The following is an 18,842-nucleotide window of genomic DNA, read 5'->3' as shown; positions in this document are numbered from 1 at the left end:
ATTAAGATAAAGAAGTTTATTTGAAAAAGATATGGATATTTTGTGAACAAAAATAATACCAAGCAAAAAAGCTGTCTTTTTCGAGGACAGCTTTTTTGCTTGATTACTGTTTCACTTTGAGATACTGTTTTGCCAGCAGTTGTTTTACTTCATTGTAGCTTAGGCCCGATTGCCTGTTTAACCTTTTTACTTCCTCAATATCTGTTCCAACAACGGTGTAGCGGTTTAGTTTGGACATCATTCTCACACCTCGACATCAAATAAATGAATTGGAAATGAAATGGACATTTTTGGACATACTATGATTAAAAGGAGGCGGTTCCAATTTTTTTTGGCAGAAGGACAAAAGAAGAAGAAATGGAAACAATTCTGGTAGACACAGAAATATATTCTTGTATGGATGATACATGTATCGGCTGGATGAGAAAGGACTTTGTTTCGGACGACTTGCTTTGTCCAATGTGTGGAAATGGTATGGTCCAGGAAATTCGTGAGCTTCCAAAAATTTAATTTTACGAATCAAAGACTGTCTGTTACGTTGACAGTCTTTTTTTCTTGCTATAAATTTTCATTTTGTTGGCCAATTTCACTGGCACCAATGATAGTATTAGCCTCTTCTAAACGCGCATGCTCATCCACGGAATCACCGGGAACGTTTTTCAAATTGGGAAAAATGGCTCCATTATTAATGGTCATGACAGTTCTTTTTGGAGCGGTTGTTAAATAGTCTTCCTTCTTTGCCACCTCATCATCTCCTTCATATAAAGGATTTGTCGTAAGCATAAAGACTATGCTTGCCTTTATCTTGCCAAAACGGAAACTTTTGTATAAAAAAACTCTCCGAGACCTTCGGAGAGCTTGGGTTATTCTGCTTTTTTGGATAGGCAGCGATCGCATTCCATTAAGTATGATTCCGCTTGCTCCTCCATATGTTGACCACACTCAGGACATTCCTTTTTAGGCAAATTACGGAAAAATTCTACTGGACTCATTAACATGTTAACCTCTCCTTTGTTAATACAGATTAATTTAAAATCATTTGTTATAGTACAGTAAAACCAAAAAAATTATTCTGCTTTTTTAGACAGGCAGCGATCGCATTCCATTAAGTATGATTCTGCTTGCTCCTCTATATGTTGACCGCACTCACAACATTCCTTTTTAGGCAAATTACGGAAAAACTCAACCGGACTCATTAACATAATAAATCTCCCCCTTTATTAATACAGTTTATTTATTTCCATCTTGTTATAGTACAGTATAAACAAAAAAATTAAAATTGTGTAGACTTTTTTTAAAAAAATTTAAATTTTTTAAAAAATAGGTCCTATTTCACAATTCTATGCATTTAAAAATTGGATCTTATTATGATGGATGCAAATATGGATAAACTAACAAGAAATTCGCCATTAGCACTTCCAAATCTAAATACTTTCCATTACAATCATAGTAGAAATAGACTAGGATTGGGGGGATGCGAGTTCATGACTGCTATGATCGGGGAGTTTCATCCGTTTTTATTCATTATTGCAATTGGTTTAACAATTATGGCATCCTATACAGCTTTGGATATGTTTACATTAATCAAATCATCTGGGCAGAATAAACGATTATTGTTCTTAGGGGGTACACTGGCTCTAGGTGTTGGAATATGGGTTACAAACTTTATAGGGTTAATGATAACGGACTCGAGCAGGATTACCCATTACTATATACCGCTTACGATTTTATCAATCTTTATTGGAATCTCCTTTACGGGGATGGCGTTTATTCCTTTTTTTGGCAAGGCGGTCGGCATATTCCAGTTATGGATTGGAAGTTTGTTTTTAACCTTTGCTGTCCTTGCGATTCATATTATTGGGATTTATTCGATAAATGTCATCTTTAAATTAAATGTTCTATTATTTATTTTTTCTGGCTTAATGGTCTTCGGCTCCTTTTTATTTGCTTTGTGGCTGTTGTTTTCTTCAAAAAACTTTACTACAGATAATCAGGTTTGGTTAAAGCCAGTCAGTGCGTTAATTATCACTGCAGCAATCGCCGAAGGGCATATATTACTGAAAAAGTCGACGACATTTGTAGCCGGAACAGAAATCATAAAAGGAACAGTAGAAGATAGTTCATTTTTTATCTATTTGGTCCTATTTGTCTCTGTTCTAATTATGGGCGGCCTTATTGCTTCAAGTACACTAATCAGCAAACAATTGGCCGCCTCTGATACAAACTTAAAAGACATAAAAGCTGCACTTGATGCATCCACCATCGTTGCTATTACAGACCCAAAAGGAAATATTGTTTATGTAAATGATAAGTTCGAAGAAATTTCAAAGTATACAAAAGAGGAAATTATTGGGAAGAATCATCGTATCTTAAATTCCGGATATCATTCGAAGGAATTTTTCCGTGATCTTTGGACCACTATCCAAGCAGGGAAAATCTGGAGGGGAGAAATCCGTAATAAAGCAAAGGATGGTTCCTTTTATTGGGTTGATACAACAATCGTACCTTTTATGAATAAAAAAGGTAAACCAGTCCAATATATTGCGATCCGTTCTGATATTACGCAACGGAGACAGGCGGAAAAAAGTTTACTCGAATCAACAAAGGAAGTTCAAGATATCACTTTTGCTCTTAACCAATCCTCGATTGTGGCTATAACAGATGCCAAAGGCAGGATTACCACGGTTAACGATAAATTCTGTGAAATTTCCAAATACAGCCGTGAGGAATTGATCGGTCAGGATCATCGAATCCTTAATTCGGGGTACCATTCAAAGGAATTTTTTAAAAATTTATGGAAAACCATTGGATCAGGAGAGGTTTGGAAGGGTGAAATTCGCAATAAAGCGAAGGATGGAACCTATTATTGGGTAGATACAACGATTGTACCGTTCCTAAATGAACAGGGAAAACCATATCAATATTTGGCTATTCGTAATGATATTACTGAACGGAAGAAGCAGGAAGAAGTTCTGCATCGGCAGGATAAACTTGCAGCAGTTGGTCAATTGGCCGCAGGTGTAGCACATGAAATTCGAAATCCATTGACTTCGATGAAGGGGTATACAGAATTTCTACAGTTGGATGAAAGTGACCCGGAACGACTAGAATTTCTAAACATTATTTTGGATGAAATTGAACGAGTCAATACGATTGTAGAGGATTTCATGGTTCTGGCAAAACCGAAGGCTGTGGAATTGGAAGAAAAGAATGTTGTACCGTTAATCAAAAATGTCGTTTCGCTGCTTGAGTTTGAAGCTAGAAAGAAAAATGTACGACTACATTTCAATTGCAATCAGGAGATTATTCAAATTGAATGTGACGAAAACCGGTTAAAGCAAGTGTTTTTAAATTTCATTAAAAATGGGATTGAAGCAATGCCAAATGGCGGCGACCTTCACGTAAAAACGATGATTCATGATAATAATGTACAAATATCAATTCAAGATTCCGGGGTAGGTATCCCGAAGGAGAAATTGAAGAAACTAGGTGAACCGTTTTTCACTACCAAGAAAAATGGTAATGGACTCGGCTTGATGGTAAGCTTTAAAATTATCGAAAGCCATAATGGCAAAGTCTTTGTCGAAAGCGAGCCAAACAAAGGGACCACCTTTAATATTTTATTGCCGGCGAAAACAGCCTAAAAACGGAGGAGTTCATTACTTCTTCCGTTTTTTTATTTTTAAAAATTGACATAAATATTTGCGAAAAATGAAACAATTAATGGATCAAATAGATTAATATGATTATATAGGTATTAATGTTTTTATGGGAGGGAATAGAGTGGGTGAAACTAGTTTAGTTAAAACAATCTGTGGATACTGCGGAACTGGCTGCGGATTAATTCTAGAAGTAGAAGACAATAAAATAAAAAAAATTCGCGGTGATAAGGAAGCTCCAGTAAACAAAGGTCAAACATGTGTTAAAGGGGCATTTGCCTATGAATATGTTCATGCGAATAACCGATTAACCACTCCGTTAATTCGCAAGGCAGGAAAATTGGTGGAAGCTACCTGGAACGAGGCCTATCAGTTTATCGCTGAAAAACTATCTGAAATTAAAACAACATGGGGACCAGAAGCCATCAGCATGTTTGCTTGTGCACGGAGCACAAATGAATCCAATTACATTACGCAGAAATTTATGCGGACGGTAATTGGCAGCAACAATATAGATGGCTGTAACCGAACCTGACATGCTCCAAGCGTTGCCGGTCTGGCAACTATTTTTGGAAGCGGTTTCCCCACTAATACCCTTGAGGATATTGATCGGGCAGAAGTACTGCTGTTAATGGGTTCAAATACAACTGAAGCCCATCCGATTATCGCCAATCGAATGAAGAAAGCTGTTAAATCAGGTCTTAAGATTATTGTAGTTGATCCAAGAAAAATTGATATGGTTAAGGTTGCCCATCAACATTTGCAAATAAATGTCGGCACGGATATTGCGCTCATTAATGCATTCATTCGTGTAATCATGAAGGAGCGGCTATATGACCAAAGCTTTATCGAACGGGTTACTTTAGACTATGAGAAGCTTGCCAAGCAAGTGGAGCCATACACACCTGAATATGCTGCGGAAATAACTGGAGTAGCTGCAGAAGACATTGTGGCTGCCGCTCGCGAATATGCAAGTTCGAGCGCCTCGATGATTGCCTATACTCTAGGAATTACCGAACACCATTGCGGGGTTAATAATGTATTTGATATTGCCAATCTTGCATTGATAACCAGCAATATTGGAAGACCAGGAACTGGCATCATGCCGCTTAGGGGCCAAAATAACGTTCAGGGTGCAGGGGACATGGGCTGCCTTCCTAATCAATTAGCAGGAGCAATGAGCCTGGCAAACGATGAATACCGTGCCCGCTATGAACAGGAATGGCAGGTTACGTTAAATCCAAAAGTAGGGGACACACAAACCCGGACATTTGACAGGCTGGAGATGGGGGAACTGAAGGCAATGTATATCATTGGCGAAAACCCACTTCAAGCCGATGTTCATATGAACCATACAAAAACTCTATTTGAAAAGTTAGATTTGTTAATTGTTCAGGATATTTTCATGACTGAAACAGCTAAATATGCTGACGTTGTCTTGCCGGCCCGTTCATGGGGTGAGGTTGATGGAACATACACTAACACCGACCGCCGGATCCAACGGGTGAGAAAAGCAGTGGAAGCCCATCCTGATACAAAAGAAGATTGGGAGATTCTCTGTGAGCTTGCCACATTGATGGGATACCATATGCATTATAATAATAGTGAAGAAATTTGGAATGAGGTCCGTAAAATCGCATGGGAAATGTACGGAGGTATTTCGTATGAACGGCTAGACCAGGAATACAGCATCCATTATCCATGTCCTGATGAAAACCACCCAGGAACATTCATTATGCATGAGCGTTTCCATCAGGAGGCTGGAACAAAAAAAGCCCCATTTGTGCCGGTTGATTTTACACCACCAATGGAGCTGCCTGACGAAGAGTATCCGTTTACCCTAACAACAGGCCGCCGTTATGAGTCCTATAACACTCATACACAGACTCGCCATTATGCAGCAGGTGTAAAAATCAAGCAAACTGAAGAAACGGTGGATATTCATCCTGATGATGCGCTGGCTCTCGGAATTACAGATGGGGAGATTGTAAAGGTCCGTTCCCGCAGGGGAGAACTGCAGGTAAAAGCAAAGATAACTGAGCAGGTCGTTCCAGGACTCGTGTTTATGAGCTTCCACTGGTTTGAGACCCCAACCAACGTGTTAACCTTAAATGAGTACGACCCAATTTCAGGTACAGCAGAATACAAAGCCTGCGCCGTCGCCATCTCAAAAATGTAAACTATATCATTTTAGCAGATTGTCGAGAAAGTGTTATTTCTCGGCAATTTTTTATTTGTAGTCAACAATGTTATGCGTTTGACCAGATTATTCTCTCAAACGCGTCATGAAAGGCAGTCTCATGACATGGTCATCCAGAAATATCCCTCAAACGCGTCATGAAAGGCAGTCTCATGACATGGTCATCCAGAAATATCCCTCAAACGCGTCATGAAAGGCAGTCTCATGACATGTTTGACCAGATAATTCTCTCAAACGCGTCATGAAAGGCAGTCTCATGACATGTTTGACCTGATAATTCTCTCAAACGCGTCATGAAAGGCAGTCTCATGACATGGTCATCCAGAAATATCCCTCAAACGCGTCATGAAAGGTAGTCTCATGACATGTTTGACCAGATAATTCTCTCAAACGCGTCATGAAAGGTAGTCTCATGACATGTTTGACCAGATAATTCTCTCAAACGTGTCATGAAAGGCAGTCTCATGACATGTTTGACTAGATAATTCTCTCAAACGCGTCATGAAAGGCAGTCTCATGACATGTTTGACCAGATTATTCTCTCAAACGCGTCATGAAAGGCAGTCTCATGACATGTTTGACCAGATAATTCTCTCAACCCCGTCATGAAGGTAATCTTATAACTTGATTGACTGGATTTTTCCTTAATTCAAGTGTGGAGGATAATTAGTTTATTGTGCCCTGTTGATTTGCGCGGAAGGCGCGTAGACACCTGTGGGAGTGAGGAGGGGACCTCGCAGGCGCTTCAGCTCCCCGATCCACGACGGAAAGCGAAGCTCCTGGAGAGCAAATCACCAGCATAGATATGTATCAATTTTAACCTAGTTGCCAGCTGAGTTTCTAAAGAAATAAGTGGCAAAAACTAAAAAAACAAGCCGGGGATTATCCGGCTTGTTTAACAAGTGTTTTAGCAACGGTAGCTTTTCTTTGATAGAAAAACCAGTTTAGTCCGAAAGAGATAACATAGAAAGCGATGAAGAAATAGAATGCTGTCACATAGGACCCAGTCGTATTAATCGACCAGCCAAATAATTTTGGAATTAAGAATGAACCATAAGCCGCGAATGCTGCAGTGAATCCAATTACCGGTGCTGCTTCTTTTGGAATAAAGATATTTGGAATCATTTGGAATGTTGAACCAGAGCCGATGCCGCTGGCAACGAACAGAATCAAGAATGAAATTAAGAAGCCAGCAAACTGTTTTGCATTTAAGAAGTAAACTACTCCTAGTACTCCAATTGTCATGATGACAAGTACATACGCAGTCACCCGGGCACCGCCAAGTTTATCGGAAATCCAGCCGCCTACTGGTCTTGCAGCAGCAGCTACCAATGCTCCAAGGAATGCAAGGGACACATACTCAGGAAATTGAGACCTTAATAACAGCGGGAAAGCTGCAGAATATCCAATAAATGACCCAAATGTTGCTACATAAAGAACGGTCATAATCCAAGTGTGTTTACGTTTTACAATAACAAATTGGTCTTTTACAGATTGCTTTGCACCTGGAACATTATCCATTTTGAACATGGCCAGCAATGTCATGATTGCAATTGGAATAACCCAGATAAATGCTGCGTTTTGAAGCCAAACTTCTTGACCGTTAGCCAGTACTTGTTTATCGCCAATTAAAGCAAATGTACCAGAAGAGATAACCAATGGTGTTACGAATTGTACAACTGATACACCCATGTTACCTAAACCGCCATTGATACCAAGAGCTGTACCTTTTTCCTTTTGCGGGAATAAGAAGCTGATATTCGCACTAGAAGAGGAGAAATTCCCTCCGCCTAAACCACAAAGAGCCGCTAATAACAACATAACAGAGTATGGTGTATCAGGATTTTGAACAGCAAAGCCAATACCCACTGCCGGGATTGCTAATACCGCTGTGGAGATGACGGTCCAATTTTTCCCTCCCATTGAACCTGCTGCAAAAGTGTAAATAAATCTGAGTGTTGCCCCGACAAGGCCAGGAACTGCAGCAAGTGTGAGTAACTGCCCCTCAGTAAAATTAAATCCAATATCATTTAGTTTTACAGCTACCACAGACCAAATTTGCCAAACAATAAATGCAAGCATTAAAGATGGTACTGAGATCCATAAGTTTCTTCGTGCATGTTTTTTGCCTTCTGCGTTCCAGAACTTTTCATCCTCTGGATTCCAATAAGTTATTCGTGGCATGTTTTTTCCTCCAATGTTCACTTGAGTTTTTTTATAGTAAGTTAATTGTTGTTGTCTACGTTATTACTATAAAACACATGGTAACACGATTTTTGTGACGTACCTCACAAAAAAAGTGAAGGAACTGTGAACTCAAAATGATTGCCATAAAGTTGCCATAATTAGTCTGATTTTATGGAAATAAAAAAGAGATCTCCTGTTAAGAAGACCTCCAACTCTAATCTATTCTTGTGATTAATTTGTTTCCTCTTTAAACATTCCTACATAATGCTTTATTTCCCCGGAATCATCTTTGATTGCAGTAATCGTTAACCATTCTTTGTAAATCTGCTGATTTTTTCGTTTGTTCCAGATATATCCTTCCCACAAACCATTTTTCAGTAAACAGCCCCACATTTCATTATAAAAAGCAATATCATGTTCACCTGATTGCAGAACGCTGGGGGTTTTGCCGACAACTTCTTCCTGTGTATAGCCTGTAATCTTTGTAAAAGCAGGATTCACACGCTGGATAATTCCGTTAGTATCTGTAACACAGATGCCATCAACTGTATGATTAACAATTTTATCCGACAGATCTAGTCTCTCGTGATAATACAACCAAACGACAATAACCAAACTGGCTAAGGAAAATTCAGAGAGTATCATAAACCCGATTGCATAGTGGTCGGTAAGCGTAAATAGAATCGTTAGAATGATGGGCGGGAAAAATCCCCCAAGTCCACCCATTGCCGAAACAATTCCATTGACGATCCCACTTTGGTTAGCAAAGTAGAGCGGGACAAGCTTGAAAATGGCTCCGTTTCCTATACCCGCAAAGAAGGCAACTAGCAAGCAGCCAAATGAATAGATCGGTAGTGATGGGGTAAAAGACAATAGGAAACCAGCAAAAGTCAGACTAAAGAACACGGCCATCATAATCAAAAATGGGTTAATCTTGTCAGCAAGCCCTCCGCCAATTGGCCGGAATAGCGTCGCCAATGCTATAAAACCGGCAGTACGCAGTCCTGCATCCACTTTGGTTAATTCAAAATGATTGACCAAAAAGGAAGGCAAATAGATTGTAAAGGCCACAAAGGAACCAAAGGTTATGAAGTAAAATAAACTTAAACACCAAAGCTTCGGATTTTTGTAAACCTCTTTTATTTGTTGAGATACGGAATAAATAACTTTCTTTTCCTGGCGATCGCCAAAGAGAAAATTGATAACTGCAAATAGTAAAACAACAATTAAATAAATTTGGATTGTGGTTCGCCAGCCCAATTGATCGGCAAGAACAGGTGCAAGGAAAGAGGTAATGGCTGTACCGATATTACCTACTCCATAAATTCCATTTATAAATCCATGTTTGGTTTTAGGATAATATTTTGGTAGTGAGGTAACACCGACTGAGAAAACTGCCCCGCCAATACCAAGCATAAACCCGCCAAGAATCAGCATGGATAGTGTATTTGCATAACTAATGAGCGCAATTGGTACGAGTAAAGTAATAAAACTGACTGTAAATAATACACGAGCACCAAACCGATTCGTCCAATAACCGATTGGAACCCTAAGAAGAGATCCAAGGATTACCGGTACAGCTGTAGCCCAGGCGATTTGAGTGGAAGTTAACAGTATATCTGCTTGTATAAATGGCATTAACGAAGAAATAAGGACCCAAACCATAAAGCCGGCAATAAGACTCCCTGTTTGAATAAATAGCTGTTTTGTACCTTTCATCAAGATAATCCCCCTTTTAGCTCATATAACATTGGATAGGATAGGTCGATTTATATAGTTAAAATAGGTATTGTGTGAGAAACATTTCCTCCGAAGCATTATAATACAAAAATCTGTCACAAACAGTGAGGAATCACACATTTTAATGGAAAGTGAACAGTATTTACATAATTTTATTGAAGTAGTATATTTTTCCTTAAGTGTTCTTCAAATCACAGATTGGTGGTTCACTGGCAAAATATTTATTGTTTCGTTTGGAAAAATTAGTAAAAAGCCCTTTAGTTAAGATGAAAATTGCAATATTACAAGGTGAGGAAGAAATTATGAAGCGAAAAAAGAGGTTTTATCTTGATCCTCCACAAATTCTCGTATTGGGCTTTACAATGATCATACTTGTCGGGGCTGTCTTGTTAACAATGCCTGTTTCGACGACGGATGGGCAAGGATTATCATTTATCAATGCACTGTTTACAGCAACTTCGGCAACCTGTGTAACTGGATTGGTAGTTGTAGATACAGGCACCACCTTTACCATGTTTGGACAACTGGTCATTTTGTCGATGATTCAAGTTGGCGGCCTCGGGTTTATGACCTTTGCCTCACTATTTGCTTTTGTTCTGGGAAAACGAATTTCATTAAAAGAAAGGATTCTGCTTCAGGAATCCTTGAACAATTTGTCAATGGAGGGGATTGTCAAATTGGCAAGAAGGATCTTGATTTTTACAGCTGTTATTGAACTTGTCGGTGCAATATTGCTGTCGGTCCGTTTTTCCTTTGATCTGCCCCTCGGAAAAGCCATTTATTATGGGGTTTTTCACTCAATATCCAATTTTAATAATGCCGGTTTTGATTTAATGGGAGAATTTCATAGTTTGATAAACTACGTGGCCGACCCGACGGTAACCTTAACAGTCTGTGCCTTAATAACCTTGGGTGGCATTGGCTTTATCGTAATAAATGAACTATTTGAATTCCGTCAAACTAAAAGATTATCCTTACACACCAAAATTGTTTTAATGACAAGTATGGTATTGGTGGTAATCGGAACTATTGGTATATTCCTGTTTGAATTTTCCAATGATAAAACCATTAAACCATTGACACTGTCTGGAAAAATTCTTGGGTCGTTATTTCAATCTGTCACTGCTCGAACAGCTGGGGCAAATACTTTAAATATTGGTGATTTGACCCATCCATCCGTTTTATTAATCATCATTCTAATGTTTATCGGAGCATCGCCAGGTTCAACTGGCGGCGGGATTAAGACCACTACATTCACGACATTGCTTGGGGCGGTATGGTCGCAAATTCGGGGAAAAGAGGATGTCATTTTTTATCGGCAGCGGATTGTTTATGAGACCATTTATAAGGCGCTGACTGTAACGGTCAGCGGGTTATTTTTGGTTGTATTGATGACTTTAGTATTAACCATAACTGAAGTAGGCAAGGACTTCCTTATGATTATTTTTGAGGTAACTTCCGCTTTTGCTACTGTTGGTTTATCTATGGGGTTAACGCCGGATTTGTCATTGATAGGCAAGTTTATGATTATTATAACAATGTTTGCCGGAAGGGTTGGCCCATTGACAATCGCTTATGCAGTAACAATTCGAAGAAACCCTGATGCTTTCAAATATCCAAAAGGCAAAATTATGATTGGATAGGTTTCTACATCAAGGAGGATTTTTAAAGAATGGCTAATCAATTTGCGGTTATTGGGCTAGGGAGATTTGGATTAAGCATAGCTAGAAAATTATTCGAATCAGGTCAAGAGGTGCTTGGCGTCGATGTTAATGAAGAGCGGGTGGAGAATGCCCAACCCTATGTCACTCATGCATTGATTGCCGATTCAACGGATGCAGAGGCGCTTAAATCAATCGGAATTCGCAATTTCGACACCGTCATCGTGGCAATTGGAAATGATATTCAAGCCAGTATTCTAAGTGTATTGCTAGTAAAAGAGCATGGAGTAAATAAGGTAATCGCCAAGGCATTAAATAAACTGCATGGCCAAGTGTTAACTAAAGTCGGGGCAGATTGGGTTGTTTTTCCTGAACGGGACATGGGAATAAGAGTCGCCCACCAGCTTTTATCTCCACATGTCCTGAATTTTATAGAGCTTTCCAAAGATTATAGTGTAGAGGAGATAAAAGTCCCAGAACGAATGACCGATAAAACTTTAAGAGAACTTGATTTACGTGCTAGGTTTAATCTAAGTGTCATTGCCATCCGCCAGGAAAATGAAATAAATATCTCACCGTCCCCTGACAAGATTATTGATCGGGGTGATGTGCTTATAGTAATAGGAGAAAATCGAGACCTGGAGAGATTTGCGAATCTTCAGTAGTATTAAAACAATGAGGGCAGGAATCGCTTCCTGCCCCTTATACCATATCTTCATTTTCCTTTTCAATTTCGCTCGGCTGAGGCTGCTCTTTTGAGATAATGGTTCCGAGTACCTCCCGATCATAACTACTGGCGTCTTTACCTGCACCAGGGGCGATATTCGCCATTGGCAGCTGCTCTAACTCCTTGCCTCTGGGCATTTTTCTTCCCGCCTTCCTTTAAACCTTCTATGTTTAATCTTCACTAAGCTCACTGATTTCCACAATTGTCCGCTCTTCAAGCGGGCCTCTTAAATGTACGGTTGCGGTCCGTCCATCCTCATTTAACATGTCAATCCAAACAGACGAACCATTATACTTAACATCAATATCAGCTGAACTGGACAAAATTTGTTTTACCCGATTTGCATTCATATACTCACTCCTCGAAAAATCATCATTTTATTCTTTGTTTGGGCCAATATTTTCATACATTCAACTTGAAATGTAATCGCCTTCTTCTATTATAACTATACCTTCTGAATTACATTCCGCTTATATTGTTTACCGATTGCATGGTTAAAATGAGTCTTATTTCGGATTGCGGGTATTGAATTTCATGTATATGATATCTAGAAATAGCCTCATTAATCCTGGACCAGTATTTTGCTAAAACAGGCAGAAAATAATAAAAATATTTATATCGAAAAAGATGAAACTAATCAAGAGTGTATTCGTCTTATATAATTGAGAAATGAATAGTCATGTCCTACCTTGTACAGGCATAAAAATAAAAATGATGATTTGGTGAAGGTAACAAAAAAATTGTCATTTACTAAGGAAAAATGGCGTTAATATCAGCGGAAAAAGGGCGCCATTATGGTTTTTCTTTTTAAAGAAAATATGGTATAGTAATTGGGGTTCGTTTACCGAGTTGGTTTGGTAAGTGAGAGGAGAAATATCGAATGAATAAATTACGACTTTTCAAAAAAATCAATAAAAGTCATATTACATTTTTTGCTATTGCCGTTGTGTTATTTTGGTTGAAGACCTATGCGGCATACCAAATTGAATTTAACTTAGGAATTGATAATACTTTACAGAAATTTTTATTGCTAATTAACCCTTTAAGTTCAGCGCTTTTCTTTTTTGGAATTGCGTTGTTGTTTAAAAAACGGGTAAAGCTCGTATTGATTATCAGTAACTTTTTATTGTCGTTCCTGCTATATGCAAATATTGCTTATTATCGCTTTTTTAATGATTTTATTACTGTGCCTGTTTTAATGCAAACTAAGACAAATGCCGGCCAGCTTGGGGACAGCGCTTTGTCGTTAATGTCACCATTTGATATCTTTTACTTTACGGATTTCTTTATTCTGATTGCATTGGCTTTAACTGTTTTCAGAAATGTAACAGTGACCAGTAAAAATTCATTTAAAATTGTTATGCTATTTGCGATTACGACGTTTTTGTTCAATTTAGGTTTGGCCGAAAAGGATCGTCCGCAGCTGTTAAGCCGCTCCTTTGACCGAAATTATTTAGTGAAGTATCTTGGTGCGTATAACTTTACCATCTATGACGCAATCCAAAATATTAGGTCTTCCAGTCAGAGAGCGCTGGCAGATTCAAGTGATGTTACCGACGTAGAAAACTATCGAAAAGCTAACTATGCGGAACCAAATCCTGAGTATTTCGGAAAGGCAAAAGGAATGAATGTTATATACATTTCAATGGAGTCCTTCCAGTCCTTTATGATCGATTACAAAATGCCGGATGGTCAAGAAGTTACACCATTTCTAAATTCATTAACCCGTGATAAAAATACATTTTATTTTAAGAACTTTTACCATCAAACAGGTCAGGGGAAAACCTCTGATGCTGAATTTTTAATGGAGAACTCATTATATCCGATGGCACAAGGTGCTGTTTTTGTTAATAAAGCTCAGAATACCTACCAAGCGATGCCAGCCATTTTAAAAGGCCAAGGATATACTTCCGCAGTCCTTCATGGAAATTATAAAACATTCTGGAACCGAAATGTAATTTATAAAGCATTTGGATACGACCAATTTTTTGATGCCGAATATTATAACATGACCGATGAAAATACGAAAAACTATGGGTTAAAAGATAAACCATTTTTTACAGAATCAATACCGATGTTAAAGAGTTTAAAACAGCCGTTCTATACAAAATTCATTACGTTATCGAATCACTTCCCATTTGAAATGGATCCGGAAGATACAGATTTTCCGGCAGGAGACTTTGGTGATACTGTCGTCAATCAGTATTTCCAATCCTCTCATTACATGGACCAGGCACTAGAGCAGTTCTTTAACGATTTAAAGGCTGCTGGTATGTATGACAATACGATGGTTGTGATGTACGGTGACCATTACGGAATTTCCGAAAATCACAATGATGCAATGGCAAAGGTTCTAGGCGTAGAGGAAATTACTCCTGCAATCAATGCTAAACTGCAACGTGTACCTTTATTTATACACGTCCCTGGTGTTGATGGCGGGATTCAAGAGCAATACGGCGGAGAAGTCGATGTTCGTCCAACCGTTCTGCACTTACTGGGTATTGATACAAAGGATTATCTGGAGTTTGGCTCTGATTTGTTATCCCAAAATCACCGTAATTGGACATTATTCAGAAATGGTGATTTTGTGTCACCGGAAGCACTCCAAGTAAAAGGAAAATGCTATGGAACGGAAACCGGTGAACTACTTGAGGGTTCTGATATATGCCAAAACATTGATGAAAAAGTGAATGTTGAACTACAAATGTCGGATGAAGTGGTATATAAAGATCTATTGAGGTTCTATGAACCAGACGGATATAAAGCAATTAATCCAAACGACTACGAATACCTTGGGCCAAAAGCCAACAAGGCAGCCAAAACATCTGCAAGTAATTAAATATGATATCAAAAAAAGCTGTGCATTCCGCACAGCTTTTTTCTCGTTCCACGCGAAAAAACGCCAATATCGGCGCCGTTATTGGTGATTAGTAGAAGCCCATGAAAGAAGCTCCAACAATGATTAACAAAATAAACAGCACGACAATCAAAGCAAAGTTGTTGTTGTATCCACCACTCATTAATTATCCACCTCCTATTATTGCTACTATAATTTATGTAAAGACATGTCCTCGCGTATGGACGAATATCTGCTTTTAGCTAAAAAGGGGATAACCGTTCAAAAATAAGTATTTTTTAGTAAAATATTGAAAAATCCTCAAAAAAGTGTAAAATTTCACTATAGGGAAGAATGAAACTTTTGGAAGAGAAACTATTTTAAAAGGGGCGATTTTTTTGGAGCCTAACAGTAGGGAAGAGAAGAGAAGGATTTTCCGAAATGAGTTATTTACACTTAGAGAAGAAGGGTATTTATCAGATACGGTCGTTGAAACCGTTGCAAGAGCCCATAAACAATACCACTCTGATTTGTTAGCTATGGAAGAAGCGACAGAACCACTTGTCATAAAGGTTCAGGAGGCAAAAGTGACGAAGGCGGTTAAACCTCCAAAAGTGAAGAAAACACTGAGTCCCGAGGAAATTCGTGAACGAAATATTAGTTGGTCATTAAATATTGGAGTCATCTTTTTATTAATTGGCGGTCTGTTTGTCGCTACTAGCACGTGGGAATCAATGACTAGTCTGATGAAAAGCGGCTCGATTGCAGTGGTATCACTAATATTTTACGGAATTGCCTACCTGGCAAAGCGAGTGTTAAAAATTGACAAAACCGCCTTTGCTTTTATTGTCTTAGGAAGTTTGTTTTTGCCAATTTTTATTTTATCACTTGGCTGGTTCGGGCTATTAGGCCCGTATTTATCCATATTTGGAGAAGGACGATATGTACTGGGAATGCTGGGTAGTATTCTCCCGATTGGGGTCTATACGGTGTTTGCCAAAAAGCTGTCAGCTCGACTATTTGTTTGGTTTTCCTATATATCACTTTCAGCAGGGATTGCCTTTATGCTGGCAAGTTTTAGATTAAAAACGGATTATTTCTATCTAGGTATGATGGGGTCTACTGCCATCTTGATTTATTGTTTTCATTACTTTAAAGGTAAAGATGCCTATCGATTCTTTACCAAGGAATTTATTCCTTTTGTTCAAGTTAATTTGGTATTAGTGACTTTATTCATGCTATTCTTCTATGAAAACGAAGTCGTCTATGGATTTAACCTTATTCTAACAGCTGTTATTTATCTTTCAATGATGTACGTGAGCGGAAAGAAAGAATATCATTTCGTGTTTACCGCTATGATTGTTTATGCCACTTATCAGTTAATGGAAAACAGCTTCTTGGACTATTTTGGTGAAATAGTTTATGCCATGGTTGGATTCGGGCTTGTCTTTGTACCAAAATTGCTAAATAATCAATTTTCACTTAACAAGGTATTTCAATTTACAAGTGCGATTATTTCAGGCTTCGCTTTTATTTACATAACATTTGAAGGAATCCTACTTCGGGCCGATAATCCTTCTATCGTGCTGATGCTTGCCTATTTCATCATTGCGACAAACTTTGTCTATTTGTCACATAACAGTCCGGTAAAGCTATTTCCATATTTGAGCGCTGTCTTTGCAGCATCTGGCATTTTTGAAGCCTTTGCATTATTGCTTGAACCGATCGAAAGCATTGATTTTACACTGACTTTGTTTCTGACTGGATTTACCTTGTTCCTTGTGCTGGGGATAGGTCTGCAGGTTAAATTCCTCGCCATTATTGGAATAAGTTCAAAGGATATTGGGCTTGCTTCGATGATTCTTGCTCTTCTATCCGCCCTGGTTTTTTACCAATGGTGGGAGCTTGGTGTCATGCTGCTGCTTTTTGTTAGTATTTCCTATGTGTGGATAAAGAGGGAAAAAAGGGTATTTTTCAAAGAGGCAGGGCATTGGGTGTTGCCAAGTTCACTTGGATTCTCACTAATAGCTTTTGGGGAAGAATACCTTACATCAAACAGAATGTTTTATGTTGAATATGGGAATGGAGTAAACTTTGCAGCAGGAGCATTGCTTGTTCTACTATCCAGTTTCATTTGGGGTAAGTTTCGCAATAAAGTCCTGAGTCAAACTTCTATATATGTTTCAGTGATGATTTATTCCATAGCCATCGTTCATGGGATTATCGGTCCGATTAACCAACAATGGGTTCAACCATTGCTATTTCTAATCGGTATCGGAGTCTATTATTATTTATATAAAAGAATTGGAACGAATTGGGTACCGTTTTTCGTTAGTGGCGGATCAATTTTGTTTTATTTTTCCAGCATTGGGGCAATCACTCTTAAATGGCAATTTACTGAAACAATAGAATCTATGATTGCCTCAACCTGTGCAGTATTATTGTTAGCGATTGCTTACCTTTTCCGAAAAGTGGATTCACGTTTATCATTTGCGTTTGCTTGGACAGGGCATAGTGTCTATCCGTTAGCCCTTTTATTTACATTGTTTTTCTATCATACAGAAGCACTTTATTGCTTCATCATTGCAGTAGTTGCTTATGCCATAAGTACAAAAATAACAAGTAGTGAGTGGAGAATCAAGGCATTCCTTTACGGGAGTTTTACATCATTATTTTTTGTTATTTCCACCGGCCTAGATCAATTCTATGACACACAGGGTGGACTATATGAGTTCCCAATAACAACTGCGCTAATTATGTTATTTACCATCCTAGTTCCTAATGAGTTTAAAAAGAGAGCAGCGTATTTTATTGTACCATTTTCAATTCTAGGAATTGCGTGTATGCTGTTTTCGTACCCGTTTGATTTACTTCCATATCTAGTCATGATTGCAATTACGCTAGTGACGGTCGTTTACCTGCATAAAAGTAACTGGGGTATACTGGGGATTTTGCCGCTCTTTTTACTATTTGTGGCAACAGCCCAATTTTTATTTTTAAATGACTTGGCATCAATTGTTAAAATACTGCTTCCAGGCGGGATAGGTGTATTATTGGCTGTCATTGGTCAAATTCTTTATAAATATTTGATACAAACAGGTTCAAAGTTTTCAGAGATAAATTTTGACTGTTATACTGCGATTTCTTTCCTGTTTTTTATACTTATGTACCTCTTTGGTAATCAGGCGTTATGGACACAGGCGCTCCCGGGTATTTTAATAGCAGGCAGCCTTTTTATGCAAAAGAAAAGAGTTCCAGAAAATTTGGCAGTGTTTACTATTGTCCTTGGCGGTGTGTATTTACTGCAGCCTTACTATGCCGTTATAAATGGACTTAATATCCATCCGCTTTGGGAACGGGAAGTACAAGTACTGCCATTCATCATCCTAATCATCTTTATCAGGAGAATGTTAAAAGGACGATATTCCCAAATCACCAAACCCATTCAATGGGCAGTATTAATTATTGTTTCGCTGTTATTAATTCAAGATGGGTTAGCCAGCAATACAATCTACGACGCGATTATTGTTGGCTCCCTGTCCCTGCTGTCGATGATTGCCGGAATGTTCCTGCAAGTTAAATCCTACTTTTTTACTGGTGCTGGCGTTTTAATGCTTAACGTATTCCTGCAAACAAGACCTTATTGGGGTAACATGCCATGGTGGGTCTATTTGTTAATTGCCGGGTTTATTCTAATTACGGTTGCCAGTATCAATGAATGGCATAAACAAAAAATCTTAAAAGGGGAAACCACGTTTATTACACTATTGAAAGAGAAAATAGTTGATAGGGTTAAGCAATGGGATTAGAGGTTAAAAAAATCCAGCTATTG

At 38.5% G+C, this 18,842-nt stretch carries 16 protein-coding genes; 7 read left to right on the top strand and 9 right to left on the bottom strand.

The genetic code is table 11. The annotated features are described in order from the left end of the window. Window positions 1-103: 103 nt before the first annotated feature. Window positions 104-241, bottom strand: coding sequence for a hypothetical protein (locus ACZ43M_RS17995; RefSeq protein WP_464508126.1), 138 nt, complete (start codon window positions 239-241; stop codon window positions 104-106). 83 nt (window positions 242-324) lie between these two features. Between ACZ43M_RS17995 and ACZ43M_RS17990 the strand changes: the two genes are divergently transcribed. After that, window positions 325-510, top strand: a complete 186-nt coding sequence (locus tag ACZ43M_RS17990) for a cold-inducible protein YdjO-related protein (protein ID WP_464508052.1) — start codon at window positions 325-327, stop codon at window positions 508-510. A gap of 48 nt (window positions 511-558) precedes the next feature. Here the strand turns inward: ACZ43M_RS17990 and ACZ43M_RS17985 are convergent, their stop codons facing one another. From ACZ43M_RS17985 to yhfH (ACZ43M_RS17975), 3 genes are all read right to left on the bottom strand, one after another. Further along, window positions 559-744 (bottom strand): hypothetical protein, encoded by a 186-nt coding sequence (locus ACZ43M_RS17985; protein WP_464508125.1) that lies wholly within the window; start codon window positions 742-744, stop codon window positions 559-561. Window positions 745-863: 119 nt separating this feature from the next. Then, on the bottom strand, window positions 864-998 hold the full coding sequence (yhfH, locus tag ACZ43M_RS17980) for a protein YhfH (RefSeq protein ID WP_213120552.1): 135 nt from the start codon (window positions 996-998) through the stop codon (window positions 864-866). A gap of 69 nt (window positions 999-1,067) precedes the next feature. Continuing rightward, window positions 1,068-1,202, bottom strand: a complete 135-nt coding sequence (yhfH, locus tag ACZ43M_RS17975; protein ID WP_464503900.1) for a protein YhfH — start codon at window positions 1,200-1,202, stop codon at window positions 1,068-1,070. A gap of 282 nt (window positions 1,203-1,484) precedes the next feature. On the opposite strand from yhfH (ACZ43M_RS17975), the gene ACZ43M_RS17970 reads away from it, so the two are divergent. Together ACZ43M_RS17970 and fdhF are read left to right on the top strand one after the other, a co-directional pair. Beyond that, entirely contained in the window at window positions 1,485-3,644 is a 2,160-nt protein-coding gene (locus ACZ43M_RS17970) for a PAS domain S-box protein (RefSeq protein WP_464503899.1), read from the top strand. 124 nt (window positions 3,645-3,768) lie between these two features. Beyond that, on the top strand, window positions 3,769-5,838 hold the full coding sequence (gene fdhF, locus ACZ43M_RS17965) for a formate dehydrogenase subunit alpha (RefSeq protein ID WP_464503898.1): 2,070 nt from the start codon (window positions 3,769-3,771) through the stop codon (window positions 5,836-5,838). A 903-nt stretch (window positions 5,839-6,741) separates the two neighbouring features. Here the strand turns inward: fdhF and ACZ43M_RS17960 are convergent. Both ACZ43M_RS17960 and ACZ43M_RS17955 read right to left on the bottom strand, forming a co-directional pair. Further along, the gene (locus tag ACZ43M_RS17960; protein WP_464503897.1) at window positions 6,742-8,043 is read right to left on the bottom strand and encodes an MFS transporter; all 1,302 of its coding nucleotides are present in this window, start codon (window positions 8,041-8,043) and stop codon (window positions 6,742-6,744) included. A gap of 234 nt (window positions 8,044-8,277) precedes the next feature. Then, a complete protein-coding gene (locus ACZ43M_RS17955) occupies window positions 8,278-9,765 on the bottom strand; it encodes a nitrate/nitrite transporter (protein ID WP_464503896.1) in 1,488 nt (495 codons plus the stop codon). Between the two features lie 323 nt (window positions 9,766-10,088). On the opposite strand from ACZ43M_RS17955, the gene ACZ43M_RS17950 reads away from it, so the two are divergent. Then, window positions 10,089-11,429 carry a TrkH family potassium uptake protein gene (locus tag ACZ43M_RS17950; protein ID WP_464503895.1) on the top strand — a complete coding sequence of 447 codons (1,341 nt, stop codon included), beginning with the start codon at window positions 10,089-10,091 and terminating at the stop codon, window positions 11,427-11,429. A 29-nt stretch (window positions 11,430-11,458) separates the two neighbouring features. Beyond that, window positions 11,459-12,112, top strand: coding sequence for a potassium channel family protein (locus ACZ43M_RS17945; RefSeq protein WP_464503894.1), 654 nt, complete (start codon window positions 11,459-11,461; stop codon window positions 12,110-12,112). Window positions 12,113-12,149: 37 nt separating this feature from the next. On the opposite strand, the gene ACZ43M_RS17940 is transcribed toward ACZ43M_RS17945, so the two are convergent. Both ACZ43M_RS17940 and ACZ43M_RS17935 read right to left on the bottom strand, forming a co-directional pair. Further along, window positions 12,150-12,311: a hypothetical protein gene (locus ACZ43M_RS17940; protein ID WP_464503893.1), complete on the bottom strand. Its 162-nt coding sequence runs from the start codon at window positions 12,309-12,311 to the stop codon at window positions 12,150-12,152. Between the two features lie 33 nt (window positions 12,312-12,344). Continuing rightward, complete coding sequence (locus tag ACZ43M_RS17935; RefSeq protein WP_464503892.1) at window positions 12,345-12,524, bottom strand: small, acid-soluble spore protein, H family; 180 nt, start codon at window positions 12,522-12,524, stop codon at window positions 12,345-12,347. 530 nt (window positions 12,525-13,054) lie between these two features. On the opposite strand from ACZ43M_RS17935, the gene ltaS reads away from it, so the two are divergent. Further along, the gene (ltaS, locus tag ACZ43M_RS17930) at window positions 13,055-15,013 is read left to right on the top strand and encodes a lipoteichoic acid synthase (RefSeq protein WP_464503891.1); all 1,959 of its coding nucleotides are present in this window, start codon (window positions 13,055-13,057) and stop codon (window positions 15,011-15,013) included. Window positions 15,014-15,101: 88 nt separating this feature from the next. Here ltaS and ACZ43M_RS17925 read toward each other — a convergent pair whose 3' ends face one another. Further along, entirely contained in the window at window positions 15,102-15,194 is a 93-nt protein-coding gene (locus ACZ43M_RS17925) for a YjcZ family sporulation protein (RefSeq protein WP_464503890.1), read from the bottom strand. Window positions 15,195-15,408: 214 nt separating this feature from the next. On the opposite strand from ACZ43M_RS17925, the gene ACZ43M_RS17920 reads away from it, so the two are divergent. After that, the gene (locus tag ACZ43M_RS17920; protein ID WP_464503889.1) at window positions 15,409-18,819 is read left to right on the top strand and encodes a hypothetical protein; all 3,411 of its coding nucleotides are present in this window, start codon (window positions 15,409-15,411) and stop codon (window positions 18,817-18,819) included. Window positions 18,820-18,842: the final 23 nt, after the last annotated feature.

This window comes from Neobacillus sp. B24 (genome assembly GCF_055381825.1).
This window is presented reverse-complemented; position numbering and strand designations above follow the sequence as displayed.